This is a genomic window from Nitrospinaceae bacterium (assembly GCA_018669005.1).
Taxonomy (GTDB): Bacteria; UBA8248; UBA8248; order UBA8248; family UBA8248; genus UBA8248.
Window position 1 is genome coordinate 1 of record JABJAL010000065.1, and the last position, 16,299, is coordinate 16,299.

A 16,299-nucleotide genomic window follows, 5' to 3' on the forward strand; every position below is an offset into this window, starting at 1 on the left:
CTTCTCTGGGAGGCTGCTTTTCCCCGCCATGAAGTGATGAGCGATATTTATCCCAATTATCGAGCCATGTTGCGGTGGTGGTTTATGGTGCGAAGGGCGGTTGATTTGGGTCGCTTGGGGGCGCGTGTTCTGGCTCTCTCGAGGTCTGGGCGATGAATGGAAAAAGGCACTATGGAAAACGACTATAGCCGGTTGATGATTCTCTCTGATACGCACGGAAAGTTGCCCCGTGAGGTGGTTCAGGCGTGTGAGGGGGCGGCTCACATTATTCATGCGGGGGATTTGGGCGGCGAGGATATTTTGCATGAATTGATGGGGGTGGCTCAAGTTACTGCGGTTTGCGGAAACGTGGACTGGACCAATTTGGCTCCCTTGCGCGCATTTGTCAGTGTGGGCGGCTGGCGTATTTTAGTTCAGCATATCGTCTGGGAGAGGGGGGGGCCTTCCACAGAAGTTCGAGATGTCGCAGCGGGTGAGGAGGCCGATCTCGTGGTCTTTGGTCACACGCACGAGCCATTGTGCCAACAACTAGGAAATACGGTTTATTTCAATCCGGGGAGTTGTGGACCCAGGCGATTTACTCTTCCTCAATCCTATGGAGAAGCTCTGCTCGGGCCCGAGGGAGGAGAATTCAGGATTATAGATTTTAGCGGCAGATCGGAGAAAATTATTCATGAAAGCCGTATTGAGCGCGGAGGTTCTGGATGATTTCCTCTGATATCCTGCATTGCAAGCAAAATTTTTAGAAGATAAACTCGCCAAGAATTTATTGCTGAATTTCTCTCAGATGCCCTACGAGGGCTCCCTGTTTCTGGAGTATTTAGATTGCGCGTCAAGCTGGCTAAGACAGCGGGTTTTTGCTGGGGGGTTGAGCGTGCCCTCGATATCGTTCTCGAAACGTCGAACAAAGCAAAAGCGCCTGTATATACCCACGGACCCCTGATTCATAATCCTCAGACGGTCAGTTTACTCAAAGAAAAAGACATCACGCCTTATGATCCGGCTGAAACGCCTTCGGATAATGGCTTGCTCGTTATTCGGGCGCACGGTATTTCTCCGCAGGTGCGCGAGAAGCTGCGAAATTCAGGCTCGACCATTCGCGATGCCACGTGTCCGTTGGTGGCGAAGGTTCATGGTGTTATCCGCAAGCATTCGCGGCTGGGGGCCCACACAGTCATCATCGGCGAGGAAGGTCATCCTGAGGTAGAGGGTCATATCGGATATTCCGAGGCGGGCCACACCCTGGTCACCTCTTTTGAGGATCTCGAAAAAATCCCCTCCGGGCTCGACGATGTGATTGTCGTGGCGCAGACAACAATTAATATGGGTGATTGGAGCGAGGTCGTGGAAGGGCTTCTGACCCGCTATCCGGCTGCACAGATGTTTAACACCATTTGTGATGCAACTGAGGTGCGCCAGGAGGAGGTTCGCCAAATCGCGCCCGATGTTGATTTGATGATAATCGTCGGGGGGCGCAATAGCGGAAATACGGCTCGCCTCGCCGAGGTGGCCAAGGAGGAGGGTTCCACTTCTCTACTGATCGAAACCGAGGATGAAATCGATCCAGAATACTTGAGAAAATTTAAAAATATAGGCGTGACGGCCGGGGCGTCAACGCCAGATTGGATGATCCGCCGGGTTGTGAACCGGATAGAGTCAATACCTGATACTGTCTCTCGGTTTTCGGATAGATTAATTCAGGGCATCAAAGCCCTCTCACGGGCAAACGTACTTCTCTTGCTAGCCGCCTCGATGGCCTCGGTCGCAACTTCTGTGCTTGGTGGTTTTCCTGTCAGCACGATGGGTGTTGCGGTGGCGTCTCTCTATCTGTTTGCCATGCACACAATGAACAGGTGCACGAGTTTTGAAGCAGATAGGTATAACGAACCCAATCGCGCTTTCTTTTATGAAAAAAATCGAGGCATTCTTGTTAAGGCAAGCGTCGTGGCCGGCCTTGTTTCACTAGGCCTGGGTGTGGTTCTTTCTTTCACTGTGGTGGTCGTTTTGTTTATCGGATCGATGTTAGGTGCCTTCTATAGCTTGCGAATGGAGCCCAGGGCTTTGAATGTGGGTAAGGTGCTGGATTTTCCTGCATCGAGAACTGTGGTCGTCACAGTGGGATGGGTCGTATCTTTGGCGCTTTTGCCGGCCCTGGCAAACCCTGAACTTGTTGGCGCTGCGTGGCCGATAGCTATTCTATTTGCGTTCGGCATGACTTTGATGCGCTCGGGCCTCATGGAGCTGCGCGACATACAGGGCGACCAAATAGTCGGCAAGCGAACTTTGCCCATTTTGTTGGGAAAAGAGCAGACCGAGGTTATGCTGGCATGTGTTTGTGCTGCCATGGCAGTCATGCTTGTCTCAGGTGTTGTGAATGGTTGGGTCGCGTCCAGCATTGGCATTGCAATGCTCGTCCCGGTGATTATCTCGGGGTTGGGGATATGGCTGTACAAGAAAAAAATCATAGGCCATAGCGGGCTTACCGAGGCGGTAGTGGATTTGCAGTTCATTAGCGCGGGGATTGTTGCACTCATCGTGGCTTGAGGACGAGAATCTGGGGCCATGATGATATTGTTTATTTGATACTAATCGGTCCGACAAAATTCTATGTGGCACCGGATTTACTCCGGTGCTTTTTTTTGTGAATGATTTTTTTAAGGCTATAATGCGTCTGGCGCAAGATATCTGGAAACAAAAATAATTCGGTCGAAACAATTTCCGATGGAAAACGTTCTGCAAATGAACAAAAAAACTCCGCCTTCATAAGAAAGCGGAGTTTTCTGTGTTCTCGATTTTATTCGCCAGAGGGGAGGTTATCAGCCTCCTCGGGCGGCCCGCTTGGACGCTTTGAGGGGATTAAGCTTTTTCTCAAGCGGCGCGGCGAAATCCATCTTAATGTGGGTGGCCAATGGGCAACGCCCCCGGGCCCAGCGGTTCGCCGGGTTAGGGAATCGAGTGCAAAACTTCCCCTTTGGGAGTTCAATGATATGCTCGCAGGGTTTTTCGTCGTCCCCGCTGAGACATTCCTCCACGACGCCGAGGCAACTGTCGCCATTGTAGCTGCAGCGATTGGCGCCGTTATCTCCACCCCGTTGGGCAAAATGACATTCAACAGGCCCTTCTAGAAGCGTACACTCCATTTTTCTGTCCTCAAGCAAAGATAAAGTGAAATCCACAGGTTTGCCGTAGCAACGCCATGAGCCGGCGAGTTTAGGGGATTTGAGGGGTGGAATCAAGCCCCGAAAGTAGCTTTGGTGGGGGTCCTAGGGGCCTGGAGGGCCGGCAAATAAGCCTGAATTCGCTCTTGCCGAGGTTTGGGGAATTTAATTGATAAGTAACAGCCACGAAACAATGCCGAAACATATTGACTGTAAAACATACTTAACAGGATGGACCGGGTATCCTTAGCGCATACCAAGTCGTTTGACCTGTCTTTTGGGCATGTTATATTTCGTGGAATCTTGAAGGTTCCCTATGTTTCCTGGTGGTTGGAGACTCTGCCATGCAATTGATTGTAGCAATAGTAAAGCCATTTAAAATGGATGAAGTAAAAGAAGCGCTCGGCTCTGCGGGTGTCGCTGGAATGACGGTGACCGAGGTGAAAGGATTCGGAAGGCAAAAAGGCCATACTGAGCTTTATCGGGGCAGTGAGTATGTTGTTGACTTCCTCCCTAAGATTAAACTTGAAATTCTCGCGGAGGATTCGAAAGTCGACACCATCGTTGAAGCGATTACGAACGCGGCGAAGACCGATAAAATCGGCGATGGGAAAATTTTTGTGCAACCTGTAGAAGAGTGCATTCGCATTCGAACCGGAGAGCGCGGAGACGAAGCGATCTAAGCGCTTTACTTCATGACGCATTCTCTTGGCCTTCTTTTCGAACTGAAAGACGAACTCCTTGAAGCTGTACCTGCGGCTAGCCGTTGGGAAAGAGGTGCTTTCCTGCGTCATATCAAGGGGACCTTCGCTCGCGGCGAGAAATTTCTCGCAGACTCACACGGTGAGGGTGCCGGTGGGATAGAGCTCGCCGAGGCCCGCGCCGTTTTCATTGATGCCCTACTTTGTCAAATATGGGGGCATGGTGTTCATGATAGCGAGGGAGCCGAAGCGAAGGACTCGGATAAATGCGCGATGGTCGCCATTGGAGGCTATGGGCGAGGAGAGTTGTCTCCTGGATCTGATATCGATCTCATGTTCGTATTCGCCAAGCGGTCTCCAGAGACGAGCCGGTTGGTGCGCTCGATTCTCTATTTGCTCTGGGATGCGGGGCTCGATATTGGGCATAGCGCCCGAACCATTAGCGAGTGCGTGAAGATTGCCCGAGAGGATTATCAGAGCGAAACCTCCATGTTGGAAAATCGCCTGGTAGCAGGCGATTTAAATATATTTACTGCTTATAACAATCGATTCGACTCTTATCTAAAAAGAGTGAGTAAAGGGGCACACCTCAGACGGCGGCTGCGAGAACTTAACGAGCGCTACCGCTCCTGGGACCCTTCGGTATATGTGCAAGAGCCGAATCTTAAGGAAAGCGCCGGCGGGCTCCGTGATCTGCACGCGGTTCTCTGGTTGGCCAGTGCCTATGGGGCGAAGAAACTTGATGGTATTTGGCGCAAAGGCTGGATGCCGGAGGAGGACTGCAGAAGGGTCCGTGAGGCGTATGATTTTCTCCTTCGTCTCAGAGCGCAACTTCATTTTCTATCGGGGTCGAAACAAGACATGTTGACGTTTCTAACTCAGATGGAAGTTGCGCCAACTCTTGGCTATGTGGACTCCAAGGTGGCCAAAGCCAGCGAGAAATTTATGCGGGATTATTTCATGTCCGCTCGAACGATTCATGTTTTCTGCCGCGATTTTTTTGAAAGCCTCGAAGAGAGTTTGACAAAAAAAGGCTGGGCTCGCCGTCGGCAACGTATCGAACCGCTCGGCAATGGGCTTGCGCTAAGGGATTATCACTCTCTGGTCCTCGATGGCTCAGGTGATGATGTGATGAGCCACCCGGCAGGCTTGATGCGAATCTTTGAATTGCAGTTTCGCTATAGCTGCAGCCTCTCGCCGGAGCTTCGTAATTTTATCCGCTCCAGTCTGGAGGAACTAGACGAATCTTTCTCCTCCTCGCCCGAGGTCAAGGATTCGTTTTTCCGGATTCTTGAGGGTAAGGCTGGCGTTGCTCACATTTTGCAGGAAATGCATTCTCTGGGCGTATTGGGACGCTATATCCCTGAGTTCGATGAATTGACATGTTTTGTCCAGCTAGATCACTACCATCGTTATACGGTTGATGAACATACGTTGTTGACGATTCAGTTTCTCGATGACCTGGCATATTCCAAAGAAATGCCGCTGCAGGAACTTGCGCATATTCACCGGGATATGGAGCGAAGCCACATCTTGCGACTGGCTCTGTTGCTGCATGACATTGGCAAGGCGCGGGGTGCGCGGCATGATCAACGCAGCGCGGCAGCTTTGCCCGACATAACGGTTCGTCTCGGGCTTCCTGCCGACGAGGGCAAGGTCCTTGAGTTTCTGGTGGCTAATCATATGGAAATGTCACTTATCGCCGAACGAAGAGATATTGATGATCCCGATCAGATAGATCGTTTTGCGGAAAAAGTGGGGACTGTCGAGAAGCTTAAGATGCTTTATCTACTAAGTTATGGCGATATCAATGCGGTGGCACCGGGTATTTGGAATGAATGGAGAGGTACTCTCTTTTACGAGCTCTACCGCCGGACCCTTCGGGTACTTGAGTCGGATGAAGCCGTATCCCGGAAAAAGAGGCTCGATGACATCGGGAGTCAGGTGTGTCTTGAGGCAAGGGCCGCCGTAAGCCGAGTAGATGCTGCGCGAATTCTTGACTATCTAAATAAAATGCCAGAGAGATATCGTCTGGGTACCGCACCCCAAGATATATTACGTCAAATTGAGATGAGCGAAAAACTCAGCGAAGATATGCCTTTTGTTTTGGAGGTTACTCACCGACGGCGTTTGGGAAATACACTTTTAACCATGGTTTGCCGGGATCGGCTGGGCCTGTTCGGGATCATTGCAGCTACGTTTGCATCGTTTCGTATTAAGATTCTTGATGCCAAGGCATTTACTGATACCGATGGTTTGGTGGTGGATACGTTTATTGTGGTTGACGCCGAAGATAAGGCCGTAACTGATGAAAAGCTGTGGGAAGCAATTCGGAGTTGCTTGGTCGATCTTTCAAGTGGCAAGATGGATATTGAGAAAATCAACGCCAAAAATAATCGAATCAAGCCTCCTCGGCAACGGGTTTATTTTGAAATTCCGACGCTGGTGGAGTATGACTTGGCTGCCAGTGAAGATGACACGATAATCGAGGTCATCACGGCTGACCGGCATGGGCTGCTATCGAGGATAGCGGGTCGTCTGGCTGACGAGGGTGTTTCCATTTCGCGGGCGAAGATAATTACCGAAGGCCTTAGGGTGGTTGACGTCTTTTATGTGACGGATTCCAATTTTCAGAAAATCGAGGATAAGCAACGACTTAGTGAATTATGTGAAATGTTAACTATGGAGCTTACTGAGGATTCAGAGAAAAATGTAGCGTCTTTTTGAGGGATGACCGGGGCAACGGCTCTTAGGGTCAGCTCTTGTGGGATTTTTTTAGCCGGGCACAACGTGTCCAATTTTGAAGAGGAGTTGATTGAATGGCAACGAAACCGAAAAAAGCTTCTTCCAAAGGAGAGGGCGGAAACGCTGTCGCCAAAGTTCTCAAAATGGCCAAAGATGCCGGGGCCAAAATTGTAGACTACCGCTTCACCGACATGCCCGGCATGTGGCAGCATTTCTCCTCACCGATTGGCACACTTGATACCGACACGTTTGAGGAGGGAGTGGGCTTCGATGGGTCGAGTATTCGTGGATTCCAGGCAATCGATGAGAGCGATATGCTCCTCATACCCGATCCGACCACGGCGTTTATGGACCCGTTTTTGGAGATACCCACCCTCGTTTTGATCTGCGACATTAAAGATCCGATCACGCTGGAACTATACAACCGAGATCCGCGCAACATTGCGATGAAGGCCGAGCGCTATTTGAACTCAACCGGTATCGGTGACGTAGCTTATTTCGGTCCCGAGGCGGAGTTTTTTGTTTTTGATGATGTACGCTTCAATCAGGCGGAGAATCATGCCTTCTACGAGGTGGATTCCGTCGAGGCAGCCTGGAACACAGGCACTGACGAGGGCCCCAATCTTGGTCATAAGCTTCGTTATAAAGAGGGGTATTTCCCCACTCCGCCATCGGATACGCTACAGGACATTCGTTCCGAGATGATGCTCACCATGTTGGACATCGGTATTGAAACCGAGGTGCACCATCACGAAGTAGCCAGCGCCGGGCAGAGCGAAATCGATATCCACTTCGATAAGCTTTTGACCACAGCCGATAAGATGATGAAGTACAAATATATCGTGAAAAATGTTGCCCGTCGGCACGGAAAGACGGCGACCTTCATGCCCAAACCCGTGTTTATGGACAACGGAACGGGCATGCACACCCATCAGAGTATTTGGAAGAAGGGGAAGAATCAATTCTTCCAGCTGGGAACATACGGCGATCTTAGCCAGACGGCCCTTTACTACATTGGTGGTCTCCTGCACCACGCCCCGGCCTTGGTTGCGCTAACCAATCCGACAACGAACAGCTACCGCAGGCTCGTGCCGGGCTATGAGGCGCCGATTAACCTCATGTATAGCTGCCGTAACAGAAGCGCTTGCGTGCGTATTCCGATGTACTCGCACAGCGAGAATGCAAAGCGGGTCGAGCTTCGAATCCCAGACCCTTCGTGTAATCCTTATCTGGCGTTCTCGGCCATGCTCATGGCTGGCCTTGACGGCGTGCAGAATAAAATTCTGCCCCCCGAGCCGGTGGACAAAAACCTCTACGACCTCGAGCCCGAGGAGAAGGCTGGTGTTAAGCAGACGCCGGGAAGCCTACCCGAGGCGCTCGATGCGCTTGAGGCGGACCATGACTTCCTTCTCAAGGGCGATGTATTCACGAAGGATATGGTCGAGAACTGGATTGCGTACAAGCGTGAGGAAGAAGTGGACGCCATTCGGCTTCGCCCGCATCCTTATGAGTTCACTCTGTACTATGACATTTAGATTTAAACAGGCCGGGATGTAGCTCGGCAGTTGAGAAACAAAAGCCCCTGAGCCGGGAGGACTGGCTTGGGGGCTTTTGTTTATTCGTCCTCAAGCGTGAAGGGGGATGAAGCGCCCGTCGAGGTGGTGGTTCCTTTGCCAATGTCAGCGGGGATTATAATTGCATGAATCTCACAGGGGCCATGAACGCCCGTGACGAGTGTGAGGCCGATATCGGCAGAACGACTGGGCCCGGTGATTAGGTTCACGCAGCTCGGCGGTGTGTCGCCGCTGGTAAGGGCGCCATGGATATTTGGTCCGGCGCCTGAAAGATGTGGAATTAAGCACTCCTCGGGTATGAGCACAAGGTGCAGCTCGGGGAGTAGGGAGTAAAGCCGGGGCCGATTCGGGCCGCTGGTGAGGATGATCGTGCCGGTCTCAGAGATGGCCCAGTCACAATCGGTGATTCCGAGCCCGGATTGTGAAAGTGATTCACGGCAATCCTCGCCGGGAGGAGAGAGTGAGAGAACCTCATGTCCGCTTTCTCTTAGCCAATCGGCGGCGGTGAGAGGCAGATTGTCGCTGACCGCGATTGGCTGGCCGGAAAACCGATTGGCGAGATCGAGGATGGTTTTTTTTGTTGTCTCCATTGATTCGTGTCGATACGAATGGCCGCCCGCGAGTTCAAATTCTGTGCAAAACCGCTCGATGAGATCGGGAATCGCCACTTCAGGGAGGGGACCGGGCGGCGGTGGCGCTGGTACGTGGGATATCCCCTTTGAGATGGCCAAGGTGCGCCGGGCGAGCTCGATGGTTTTTTCTCCATCTTGACCCGGAGCCATCTCTTGGCGAGATGTGTTTTTTTTCGATATCTTTTGGTGGTCTCGCCACCGGGCGGTGAAGCTTTTTGTGGGAGGAGGGGGAAGGTCGCGTCCCTTGAGCCAAGCACCCGCCGGGCCCGGAATCCAAGCAGTTTTGCCGCTCCTGAGAATCGGCCCGAGAAGTCTCGATATGAGTTTTTGGCCCGTTTGCCATACCAGGGGGGTGCGCATAGCCCAGCCGGCGAGGCGAAAAGCGGCTCGCTCGCCAATGCCAACGGTGTGCCTCAAGGTGCGTGCCTCGCGCATTTCAATAAGCATGCGTGGAATATCGACGAAAACCGGGCAGGCTTCTTGGCATGCACCACAAAGGCTAGAGGCGGCGGATAGCTCGCCCGAGGCTTCCAGCCCGCGCAGCATCGGACTCAGGATTGCACCTATGGGTCCTCCGTAGACCGAATCGTAAGCGTGGCCTCCGACCGTTTGAAAGACAGGGCAAGCGTTCTGGCAGGCCCCGCAGCGAATACAATAGAAGGCCTCATGGAAGGGACCACCCAAATGGCGCGAGCGCCCGTTGTCGAGAACGATAAGATGCATCTCCTCGGGGCCGTCTGCCTCTTGAGGTTTTCTAGGGCCCGTCACCATCGTGAAATAGCTGCTAAGTTTCTGGCCCGTTGCGCTTCGAGGAAGAACGGCCAGCAGCGTTAATGCTTCCTGAATTGTGGGGACGACTTTCTCAATGCCCATGATGGCTACATGAACTTTGGGTAGGGTCGTGACCAGGCGACCGTTACCCTCATTCGTGACCAGGCAGAGCGTCCCCGTCTCAGCAATGGCGAAGTTGACACCGCTGATACCCATCCCGGCGCGGAGAAATTCTTCGCGCAGTTTTCCACGAGCGGCCGCCGTTAACTCCCGAGGATCATCCCCGATATTTGGGTCCACCTTGTCGGCAAAGAGCCTGGCCACCTGCTCGCGGGTTTTATGGAGTGCGGGTGCGACAAGGTGGCTTGGCGCCTCTCCTGCGAGTTGGAGTATCCATTCACCAAGGTCGGTTTCAAAAGGCGTAATATTAGCTGCCTTGAGGGCGGCGTTAAGATGAATTTCCTCCGTGGCCATAGATTTGCTTTTGACCACCGTCTTTACGTTCTTGCGGCGGGCGATGTCGAGAACAGTTTTAACGGCCTCACTCGCGTCGGTGGCCGAGTGCACCTGGACACCAAGTTTGCCGAGGTTCGAGAAAAGCGTTTCGAGGTGGTGGTCAAGATCATCAAATGTGCGCCTACGAACTTCACGGGCACTGGCTCGCAGGGCAAGGGGCGCCGCAGTGGATTCGAACGCCTTTTTTCTCATGTCGCCAAATCGCGAGGTGGCTACGTGAAGCGCCTCTTGGAGGTCGGGGTTAGCTATGGCAGTGGAGGCTCGCCTGTTAAACGGAGATTTCAAGGCGCGCTCCTTTCTGGAGAGTTCTCATCCGGCCAGCCAGGAGCGCCAGGGCCAGCAAGGGCTTGTGCTAAGTGTAGTAGTTTTATGCGCGATTCGCGCTTCATCAATCCACCGCCGATCTGAAGCATACAACCGGCATCTGCCGCCACCATCCAGTCGGCCCCCGCCTCCTCTGCAGCACGGATTTTCTCATCGAGCATTGCACACGAAACTTCCGGAAATTTTACGGCAAAACTTCCGCCGAAGCCGCAGCACCGATCAGAGCTCGTCATTTCCTCGCGGCTATCCGTGGCGAGGTCGAGAAGGCGGCGGGGAGCTTCTTTTTCTCCGAGTCCCCTCAAAAGGTGGCATGAATCATGGTAGACGACCTTGCCTGTTAAGTGCGCTCTGGTCTCTTGCAACACATAACTATTGAGGAATTGAGAAAGCTCAAGGACGCGTGTCGAGATTTGTTCCGCCTGTGAGCGTTTCCAGGGGTCTTCGGGGAAGAGGGTGGGAAGAACGCATCGGAGCATCCACCCGCAAGAGCCTGAAGGGACGATGATGGGCTCATCGCCGGCTAGTTGTTCCAACTGCGACTCAAGGACGCGGCGGGCCTCCCCCCGGTATCCGTTATTGAAATGGGGCAGACCGCAGCAGGTCAGTCCCTCGGGGACAATTATCTCAGAGCCAAGCGATTCAATCAGATAAACAGCCGCCTCGCCCACGCCCGGGAAAAAAGTGTCCACCAAGCAAGTGGGATAAAAAATGACGCGAGCAGGCGCCGCGGCGGGCGATTGGCCCGTCGTTTGATGTGGATAAATATCCTGACCATCATGTTCCATGTAAAATCCTTTCTCCTTTGATCTGTCCTAATTCTAGCATCCTTTTGAAGTGTTGCAGAACAGGTCGATATCCCACAAGTAGTCACTGTTTGATGAATTCTCGGTTGAAATGATAATGTTTGTATTCATCATATCGCCGGTGTTCATAATTTCGTATGTGACCGGTATTTATCGGCAAGGAGAATGTTTGATGCACGCAAAAAAACGTTATGTCCTGGTATGCACCAACGAGAGGGCCGAAGACCATCCAAAGGGAAGCTGCGGACGCTGTGGCTCAGTCGAGGTGCGCGAGCGCATCAAGGATCTGATTGCCGAGAAAGGATTGAAGAGTAAGGCCCGCACGCTCAAGACGACCTGCCTCGATATTTGCTCGAGCGGTCCGATCATCTGTGTGATGCCGGATAACGTCTGGTATGAGGGTGTTCGTGTCGAGGATGCCGAGGAGATTGTGGATTCCCATCTCGATCGCGGCGAACCCGTCGAGCGTCTTCTCATCCCCGAGGCCCCCACCGGTTTTTCGATGATGTAGCTTCATTATTATACGTGACGAGGTAAGGGGACCTCTGTACATTGGAGTAGATATGGGGCTCTGGTCGAAATTTATGTTTCCGATTGGGATGGACTGGATCATGGGTGGACCCCAATTTCAGGCCGAGCGCGAAAAATCGCTCGTCTCCGCCCAGGGAGAAGTGCTGGAGCTTGGGTTTGGCACCGGCCTAAATCTTCCTCATTATCCTGAGTCTGTCGATTCCCTCTATTTGGTGGACCCCGAAGTTTTTCTTCCGAGGCGGGTGGAAAAACGAATAGCCGCGGTGCGAATGCCTGTTCGACGTGAAGCCACAAGCGCTGAAGAACTCCCCTTTGAAGCGGATCGCTTCGATTGTGTGGTTTCGACATGGACGCTATGTGCGATATCCGATCTAGACAGCGCACTTAAAGAGGTGGTACGAGTTCTCAAGCCTGAGGGTAAATTCATTTTTCTTGAGCATGGACGGAGTGATGACGTCAGTGTCGCCCGCTGGCAGGATCGACTTAATCCAATTCAGCGAATATGCGGTTGTGGCTGCAACATGAACCGGAAGATTGACACTTTTATCTGTGATGCTGGCCTGGAGATCGAGACGATCGATCGATTCCTTATGCCAAGACTCTCCGCATCCAGGGGGAGATGTATCGTGGTGTTGCAAGGGGAGCAAAATGAGGACAGCACGGCAGCCGCGTGAAGATGAGAAGGAGTGATTGGGCATGGATTTTCGGTTAAATGAATTTCAACGAGCCTTGGAGTTGAGTGTTCGCGAATTTGTTGATCGCGAAGTCATTCCGGTGGCCAGCGAATATGAGCACCGGGACGAGTATCCACAGCCGCTCGTTGACCGGATGAAGGCGCTGGGCTACTTCGGCGCGATTATTCCCGAGGAGAATGGCGGGGCCGGAATGGACGCCATGAGCTTCGCTATTCTGACCGAGGAGCTGGCGCGCGGGTGGATGACCTTGACAGGGGTGATTGGCTCGCATTCGATGGTCTCTTGGATGGTGAGCCGCTTCGGCTCCGAGGTGCAAAAGCGTGACTGGCTGCCTAGGCTGGCTGCAGGAGAAATGCGCACAGGCATCGGAATCACAGAGTCGGGCGGTGGCTCGGATGTCGCTGCGCTGCGCTCTGCTGCACGGCGCGAGGGGAATAATTACATCGTCAATGGCTCGAAGATGTTTGTTACAAATAGCGAGAATGCCACGCATTTTGGCGTGATGGTTCGGACGAACCCGAATGCCGACAAACCACATCGCGGAATCAGCTGTCTGATGATGGACCGCAGCCTTGATGGTTTTCAGGTGAGCCGCCACCTCGACAAACTTGGTTACAAGGGTATTCGCACGGGTGAGCTTATTTTTGAGGAATGTCCAGTGCCTGAGGATTGTCTGATCGGAGAGGAGAATCAGGGATTTCAGCAGCTCATGGCTGCTCTGGAGCTGGGACGCATTCAGGTGGCCGCACGAGCGTTGGGGCTTCATAGGGCTTGTTTTGAGGCGTCCTTAAAATACGCCCAACAGCGCCATACGATGGGAAAACCCATTGCCGAGCATCAGGCCGTCCAACTCAAGCTCGCCGATATGGCTACTTCCCTTGAGGCGGGGCGCCATCTTACCTATCGGGCCGCTGTCATGAAGGACAGCGGCGAGCGTTGTGATCTTGAGGCGGGGATGGCGAAACTCTTCGCCACAGATGCGGCCCAGCGAGCCTCCGAGGTGGCGATTCACATTCACGGCGGCTATGGCTATATCAAGGAGCTTCCCATAGAGCGCTACTATCGCGATGCGATTTTGTTGCAGGTGGGAGAGGGTGCAAACGATATTCAGCGCATTGTTATTGCACAACGATTGGTTGAGAAATATCCGGCGCAATAGTGGCCGGATTTAACTGGAGGCAAAATGGACAAAGCCATTTGGGCAATCTTCTATGACCTGCCCGAGGAGGGGCGGGAGGCGTATTTCGAATGGTTTCACGGCGTCCACATCCCGGAGAAACTGACCCGGCCAGGGTATCTTTGGGCCGCGCACTATGAGGTCGTACATCCGGGCACGGCTTTTGAAAAAGTATTGAGTCGCCTTGGGAGGGAAGATGATCCGGACCTGGCCTCGGGAGCTGGTTTTATTGCCTTGTTCGGGGGCGAGTCCACGCGAACATTCTTCGATCCGAGCCCGTCTCAACTCAAGGAGACGCAGAGCGCCGAGACGCGCGAAATGGTGTCGCGGCGCGTGTCGCCGCTTGGGATGATATTTTGCGAGGAGTGGCGGGCCGAGGGTCCTTCTGCCGCCTCGCGCGAGGCCGAGGATATTCTCTCGCCCGCAATTCAAATGGGCCGCTACGATGCGCAGGGAAATGATGAGGACTTGCAAGCCTGGTATGCGCAGGAACGAATGGTCGGGGTGGAGCGGACAGAAGGCTGCGTAGGCGCGAGAAAACTTTTGGCTGCTGCGGGTGCGCCGAGGCATTCTGTGCTTTACGAATATATTTCGCTGGAGGCGAGGGAGGAGAACTATGTGGCGCTCGAGGAAACGGAGTGGACGCATAAAGTCCACGGCTATCTCTTGCATCCTCCGGGCTCGCCCTTGGTTGGCTCCCGAATCTGGCCACTCCAAAAGCCTTAATAGATAACTGAAAATCAAGTGACCAGTATTTTTTGGATGCTCATCAGAGGAAAGCTTCGCCTAGATTCTGGTGATAGCTTCTAAGATTTCATCTGATACCGAGACGACTCGGGCGTTTGCCTGGAAGATTTGTTGCGCCAATATTAATTCGACAAATTCTTCGGCGATATCGCTGTTCGATGCTTCAAGAGCCTCAGGAATAAGTCTGCCCGCGCCGAGCGTGTCCGGGTCAGTCAATAATGCCAAGCCTGACAGCGCGGATTCTTTGAAAAGGTTGTCTCCTACCGCATCAAGGGAGTCGTCTGCGGCAAACAGAGCCAAAGCGATTCTTCCAATCGATTGGGTTGATCCGTTCGTGAATGTCGCGATTATATCTCCCTTTGTGTTGATGGAAATAGCGTCAAAAGCGCCACTTTTGATACCGTCCACACGAACCAGTCTCGTTTGGAAAGCTTCGCCGGGGACGACAAATTGACCCGCTTGCCCGGTAGACGGGTCTGTACCCAAGGTCGAGGAGGAAAATTGTCCAATACCGTCATCTCCGGTGCCTCCCTCGGTGATGATCGATGAGCCGAAATTGAATGTAATGGCTTGGCCCCGCTGGAGGGGGTGTCCCACCAGAAACCTCCGGGTCAAAGTTGAATGAACCGGTCCCAGCAGTTATGACTTCACTCTCGAGCTTGCCGTCGGGGGTGTAGCGAATAAGTCCGCTGGCTACTTCTTCAAGTTTGTCATCAGCCGTGGTCCCAACCAGGTCCGATCCTTTAAGAGCTGCATGCCACTCCCATAGGTTGTCGCCCGTTTTTCGCACGAACATTTTCACCGCATGCGTTCCCCCGAGCCCGTCGAAAACATCGATTGAAATATTTCCTGTGCTCGTGGCGATAGAATCGTTAACGTCGAAAAAGCCAGTGCCCGCCTGGGCGGTCCCAGCGGTAAGCCCTGTCGTTGCGCCTAGTGTTCCGCCCGTTATAACGGTGCTGGTGGCGGTGACGGCGACGGTGGGGGTTGCACCGTTCGAGGGCTGGTTGATGGTATAGGCTCCACCTGTTTTTGGGCCACTAATTTTGAATCTGTTTTCCGAGCCTTTGGTGTTAAAGGTGACAGTTGTGCCCCTTAGGGTGCTTGAAATTGCACGTATCTGTTTTTCGATCTGAAATGCGAGTTCCTGGCCCGAATAGTTTCCAGCTGGAATGGTGACGCTGACGGCGGTGCCGTCGATGGTGGCGGTAAGATTGTCGTTTGCGCCGGTGAGGACGTTGAAAGCAACGCCCACGTCACTTTTTTCAAATCCACCTGTCCCGATCTCGACGGAATCGACGCCGAGAAAGCCAAGCGTTTTCGAGGCGGTTGAGGTGGCATCGCTATGGCGGAATGTAACTGAATTTATGTTTCCGCTGTTGTTGGTGATAGTGAACGTATCCTCGTTTTGCGAGTAGTCAACGGCATAGGTGTCAGAATTAAGGTTTGTCGCCTCAAGTGCTGTTTTAACAGCGCTGGCTAGGGCCGCGCCGCCCACGGCAGTCCCCGATGTGAGTCCCCCATCTGTAATCAAGTTGGCGGTAATGGGCCCAGAGGCACCGCTTTCGAAGATAATTTGATCATTCACACCGCTACTGATGACAAATTCATCAAATATGGCGGTTGAGGTAGTGGAGCCCGCAGTACCGAGGATGGGGGCTGTCGAATCGAGATTTCCAACTAAATCGACGTTAGCAGTGGGTAGACCAACGCTGCTTGTGGCGCCGATCACGACATTGGCCAGGGTGGTGGTTACCGCGCCTGTTGCATCGACGGTGAATGCCTGAACATTTTTCCCCGTTCCCTTATGAAACAAAGTCCGGGTGCTGTCGAGGGAAAACGAACCGTCACGCGTATAGAATTGTTGGGTTGGGTCAAGTGCATCTGCTAGAACGAAAAAGCCCGAGCCCTCGACAGCTACTTCC

14 protein-coding genes are annotated in these 16,299 nt (G+C 53.1%); 9 read left to right on the forward strand and 5 right to left on the reverse strand.

The window, feature by feature from the left end; genetic code table 11:
• The first annotated feature begins 171 nt into the window (after positions 1–171).
• Positions 172–708: a metallophosphoesterase family protein gene (locus HOJ95_08870; protein ID MBT6394804.1), complete on the forward strand. Its 537-nt coding sequence runs from the start codon at positions 172–174 to the stop codon at positions 706–708.
• 117 nt (positions 709–825) lie between these two features.
• Positions 826–2,544, forward strand: coding sequence for a 4-hydroxy-3-methylbut-2-enyl diphosphate reductase (ispH, locus tag HOJ95_08875; protein ID MBT6394805.1), 1,719 nt, complete (start codon positions 826–828; stop codon positions 2,542–2,544).
• Between the two features lie 272 nt (positions 2,545–2,816).
• On the opposite strand, the gene HOJ95_08880 is transcribed toward ispH, so the two are convergent.
• Positions 2,817–3,140, reverse strand: a complete 324-nt coding sequence (locus HOJ95_08880) for a hypothetical protein (protein ID MBT6394806.1) — start codon at positions 3,138–3,140, stop codon at positions 2,817–2,819.
• Positions 3,141–3,502: 362 nt separating this feature from the next.
• On the opposite strand from HOJ95_08880, the gene HOJ95_08885 reads away from it, so the two are divergent.
• From HOJ95_08885 to glnA, 3 genes are all read left to right on the forward strand, one after another.
• A complete protein-coding gene (locus HOJ95_08885; protein MBT6394807.1) occupies positions 3,503–3,841 on the forward strand; it encodes a P-II family nitrogen regulator in 339 nt (112 codons plus the stop codon).
• 12 nt (positions 3,842–3,853) lie between these two features.
• Positions 3,854–6,586, forward strand: a complete 2,733-nt coding sequence (glnD, locus tag HOJ95_08890) for a [protein-PII] uridylyltransferase (GenBank protein ID MBT6394808.1) — start codon at positions 3,854–3,856, stop codon at positions 6,584–6,586.
• Positions 6,587–6,678: 92 nt separating this feature from the next.
• Positions 6,679–8,139 (forward strand): type I glutamate--ammonia ligase, encoded by a 1,461-nt coding sequence (gene glnA / locus HOJ95_08895; GenBank protein MBT6394809.1) that lies wholly within the window; start codon positions 6,679–6,681, stop codon positions 8,137–8,139.
• 80 nt (positions 8,140–8,219) lie between these two features.
• On the opposite strand, the gene HOJ95_08900 is transcribed toward glnA, so the two are convergent.
• Both HOJ95_08900 and HOJ95_08905 read right to left on the reverse strand, forming a co-directional pair.
• On the reverse strand, positions 8,220–10,382 hold the full coding sequence (locus tag HOJ95_08900; GenBank protein ID MBT6394810.1) for an iron-sulfur cluster-binding protein: 2,163 nt from the start codon (positions 10,380–10,382) through the stop codon (positions 8,220–8,222).
• The gene (locus HOJ95_08905) at positions 10,379–11,206 is read right to left on the reverse strand and encodes a (Fe-S)-binding protein (protein MBT6394811.1); all 828 of its coding nucleotides are present in this window, start codon (positions 11,204–11,206) and stop codon (positions 10,379–10,381) included. The genes HOJ95_08900 and HOJ95_08905 overlap by 4 nt, the downstream gene beginning before the upstream one ends.
• Before the next feature lie 190 nt (positions 11,207–11,396).
• Between HOJ95_08905 and HOJ95_08910 the strand changes: the two genes are divergently transcribed.
• The 4 genes from HOJ95_08910 to HOJ95_08925 all read left to right on the forward strand — a co-directional run bounded on the left by HOJ95_08910 (position 11,397) and on the right by HOJ95_08925 (position 14,353).
• Positions 11,397–11,735, forward strand: coding sequence for a (2Fe-2S) ferredoxin domain-containing protein (locus HOJ95_08910; GenBank protein ID MBT6394812.1), 339 nt, complete (start codon positions 11,397–11,399; stop codon positions 11,733–11,735).
• A 100-nt stretch (positions 11,736–11,835) separates the two neighbouring features.
• Positions 11,836–12,429: a class I SAM-dependent methyltransferase gene (locus HOJ95_08915; protein MBT6394813.1), complete on the forward strand. Its 594-nt coding sequence runs from the start codon at positions 11,836–11,838 to the stop codon at positions 12,427–12,429.
• Between the two features lie 22 nt (positions 12,430–12,451).
• The gene (locus HOJ95_08920) at positions 12,452–13,609 is read left to right on the forward strand and encodes an acyl-CoA dehydrogenase (protein ID MBT6394814.1); all 1,158 of its coding nucleotides are present in this window, start codon (positions 12,452–12,454) and stop codon (positions 13,607–13,609) included.
• Positions 13,610–13,633: 24 nt separating this feature from the next.
• On the forward strand, positions 13,634–14,353 hold the full coding sequence (locus HOJ95_08925; GenBank protein ID MBT6394815.1) for a hypothetical protein: 720 nt from the start codon (positions 13,634–13,636) through the stop codon (positions 14,351–14,353).
• Between the two features lie 60 nt (positions 14,354–14,413).
• On the opposite strand, the gene HOJ95_08930 is transcribed toward HOJ95_08925, so the two are convergent.
• A complete protein-coding gene (locus tag HOJ95_08930) occupies positions 14,414–14,971 on the reverse strand; it encodes a flagellar hook-basal body complex protein (GenBank protein ID MBT6394816.1) in 558 nt (185 codons plus the stop codon).
• The coding region (locus HOJ95_08935; GenBank protein MBT6394817.1) for a hypothetical protein at positions 14,889–16,299 on the reverse strand (1,411 nt) is incomplete at its 5' end. The genes HOJ95_08935 and HOJ95_08930, both read right to left, overlap by 83 nt.